Raw genomic sequence first — 3,150 nt, 5'->3', positions numbered from 1 at the left:
GCAACCTCCTGCACGCCCGGCGCTACCCGTCCCTGACCTTGAACCTGCTGCTCACGCCGGTCATGCTGCTGCTGCTCTTCGTCTACATCTTCGGCGACGCGATGAGCGCCGGCATCGGTGACGGCGGGGGCGCCGACCGCTCGGCTTACATCGCGTACGTCGTCCCGGGGCTGCTGCTGATGACCATCGGCAGCACCACGATCGGGACCGCGGTGTCCGTGTCCAACGACATGACCGAGGGCATCATCGCCCGCTTCCGCACGATGGCGATCCACCGCCCCTCGGTGCTCGTCGGGCACGTCGTCGGCAGCGTGCTGCAGTCGGTCGTGAGCGTGGTCCTCGTGGGAGCCGTCGCGGTGGCCATCGGATTCCGGGCCACGGACGCCACCGCCCTGGAGTGGCTGGCGGCGTTCGGGCTGCTCGTGCTCTTCGCCCTCGCGCTCACCTGGATCGCGGTCGGCATGGGGCTGGTCAGCCCGAACGCCGAGGCGGCCAGCAACAACGCGATGCCGCTGATCCTGCTGCCGCTCCTCTCCAGCGCCTTCACCCCGGTCGACTCCATGCCCGGCTGGTTCCAGCCGATCGCCGAGTACCAGCCGTTCACCCCGGCCATCGAAACCCTGCGCGGCCTGCTGCTGGGTACCGGGATCGGGCACAACGGGTGGCTGGCGGTGGGCTGGTGCCTGGGCCTCGCGGTGCTCGGCTACTTCTGGTCGACGGCGAAGTTCAACCGCGACCCGAAGTGACCGCGGTGACAGCGCGGGCCGCCACCGCACCTCGTTCCGCCCGACGGGGCGGCGTACTCCGACACCGTGTCGGCCTACGCCGCCCCGGCGGGCGTTCCTGGGCGTCCGGGCGGTCAGTTCTTGACCGGCCACTCCAGGGGTTCCTTGTAGAAGCCCCGGGTCAGTTCGACGGCGGCGGGCTTCTGGCCCTCCGGGATGAGGAACGCGGTGCAGATCTTCTCCGACTGGCCCTTGCTCAGCTTCTTCTCGAGGTCCGGGGCGGGGCAGTCGGGCCAGGTCGCCTCGCCCATCAGGACGAGGAGGGCGCGGGTGCGCATGCCGGCGTCGGTCCGGATGACCAGGTCGTCGTCCATGTCGCTCGCGTCCATGGTCTTGCCGCTCTTGTGGGTGAGCGTCGTCCACACGTAGACCGGGATCTGCGGGCCGTCCTTCTTGTCCTTCTTCAGGCCCGAGTTGTCCATGTCGGCCTTGGTTCCGGTTTCCACCTTGGTCGGTGTGACCGTGTACTTCGCGCCGGACGACTTCTGCATGTCGCTTTCTTGCTCGGGACTTTCCTCGCCCAGGCGGTAGGTCTTCTTCTCGTCCGAGGCGTCGGAGCCCGAGCCGGAGGAGTGGGAGCCGGAGCTGCCCCGGTTCTTCCCCGAGCCGAAGTCGTTGCAGCCGGTCAGCGCCAAAGTCAGTGCCAGGGCACCCACCGCTGCCGGTATGGCACGAGTCGACGTACGCATCTGATCCTCTGTTCCCCGTTGGCTGTTCCCTGTGCCCGGCCGGGTGTTGGCGGCGCGGCCGGGTTCTGAATCGCCGTCGATCTTGCCAGAGCGGGGTGGGTGCTCCCAGTGGTGGGTCGGGGGCGGTGACGGGTTACCGCGATTCCGCTTGTTCCTCGTAGGGGAAGCGGGCGAAGGGGGTCGCGCGCTGGAAGAACGTCTTGGCGCGGATCATCGCCAGCTCGTCGTCGCGGATCTGGCCGGGACGGGAGCCGTTGCCGGTCAGCAGGCCGCCGAAGCGCATCCGCAGGTAGGCCGCGGTGTGGTTGAGGGTGGTCACGAGGCCGTCGGCGACGACCTCGTCGTGGTCCGCCATGGCCGTCACCCCCCACAGGGTGCGTCCGGCCATCCGCTGCTTGAAGTCCGACCCGGGCACGGTCAGCCAACCCGACCAGTAGTCGAGGTAGCGCTTGGTGTGCGCGGAGAGGGTGTACCAGTACAGGGGTGATGCGAGGACGATGTCGGTGGCTTCCAAGGTGGCCTGGCGCAGTTCCTCCTCGGTCTCTCCTACGGTCCACCCGTCGCTCTCGTGCCGCCCGTCCCGGAAGTCGGGCAGCGGGAGTTGGGCCAGGTCGACCCAGCGCTGCCGGGTGCCGGCGGGCAGCTGCTGGGCGGCGGCCCGGGCGAGTATCTCGGTGTTGCCGTGGGGGCGGGAGCTGCCGAGGACGAAGAGGAACGAGCGGTCCGGGCCAGGGGGCGTGTCGGTGGTCATGTCTGCTCCGGGGAAGACGGCGAGTACCTCGCTGTCAACTGGCGTACACACGGGGGTTATTCCGAAGCGAGCTCGACGGGCCGGGGGCGGTGGAGGTAGGTGTTGACCATGACCTCATCGTTCGAAGAACTGCTTCCCGGTACGCGACGTGCCCTTGCGTACCGCATCGCCACCGCACAGGCCGAGGGCAGGGCGCCCTCGTGCGTGGCCGCCGTGCAACGTGCGGGGCGGACCGTGTGGGCGGGTGCGCGTACGTGTGTCGAGGGGCACGCTCCGGACGGGGACACGCAGTACCGGGTCGGGTCGATCACCAAGACGTTCACCGCCGTGCTGGTTCTGCGGTTGCGCGACGAAGGGCTGCTCGACCTCGGTGATCCACTGGAGAAGCACCTTCCGGGCACGGGGGTGGGGGAGGTGACCGTCGCTCAGCTGCTGAGTCACACGGCCGGGCTGCCCGCGGAGACCCCGGCGCCCTGGTGGGAGCGGACACCGGGATCGCTGCGGCCCGAGCTCGCCGACGTGCTGGGCCGGCGGGCGCGGATGCATCCGGTCGGGCGCACGCACCACTACTCGAATCCCGGCTACACGCTGCTCGGGCGGCTCGTCGAGGCGGTACGTGGGCGTTCGTGGGCCGAGGTGCTGCGGAGCGAGGTGCTTGAGCCGCTGGGCATGCGGCGTACGGGCCCGGAGCCGGAGGCGCCGTACGCGGGCGGCTGGGCGGTGCACCCGTGGGCCGACGTGATGCTGCCGGAGCCGGCCGTGGATCTGGGGCTGATGGCTCCGGCCGGTCAGCTCTGGTCGACGGCCGACGACCTGTGCCGCTTCGCCGCGTTCCTGGCGGTGGGTGACGAGAGGGTGCTGGGTGCCGATTCCGTACGGGAGATGCGTACGCCGGCGGCTCCCGCGGGCCCTGGTGAGGGGGCGG

The 3,150-nt window shown here is 70.1% G+C and carries 4 protein-coding genes; 2 read left to right on the top strand and 2 right to left on the bottom strand.

The window, feature by feature from the left end; translation table 11 throughout:
- On the top strand, positions 1-746 hold a 746-nt coding region (locus E2E34_RS32845; protein WP_138905489.1), incomplete at its 5' end, for an ABC transporter permease.
- A 113-nt stretch (positions 747-859) separates the two neighbouring features.
- Here the strand turns inward: E2E34_RS32845 and E2E34_RS32840 are convergent.
- Positions 860-1,441, bottom strand: a complete 582-nt coding sequence (locus tag E2E34_RS32840) for a hypothetical protein (protein WP_244316365.1) — start codon at positions 1,439-1,441, stop codon at positions 860-862.
- A gap of 166 nt (positions 1,442-1,607) precedes the next feature.
- Entirely contained in the window at positions 1,608-2,225 is a 618-nt protein-coding gene (locus E2E34_RS32835; RefSeq protein WP_138905487.1) for a flavodoxin family protein, read from the bottom strand.
- 108 nt (positions 2,226-2,333) lie between these two features.
- On the opposite strand from E2E34_RS32835, the gene E2E34_RS32830 reads away from it, so the two are divergent.
- On the top strand, positions 2,334-3,150 hold an 817-nt coding region (locus E2E34_RS32830), incomplete at its 3' end, for a serine hydrolase domain-containing protein (RefSeq protein ID WP_138905486.1).

Source organism: Streptomyces albidochromogenes (assembly GCF_005981925.1).
Classification (GTDB): domain Bacteria; phylum Actinomycetota; class Actinomycetes; order Streptomycetales; family Streptomycetaceae; genus Streptomyces; species Streptomyces albidochromogenes.
Note: the sequence above shows the minus strand (reverse complement) of the source record. Positions and strands in the feature narration are given on the sequence as shown.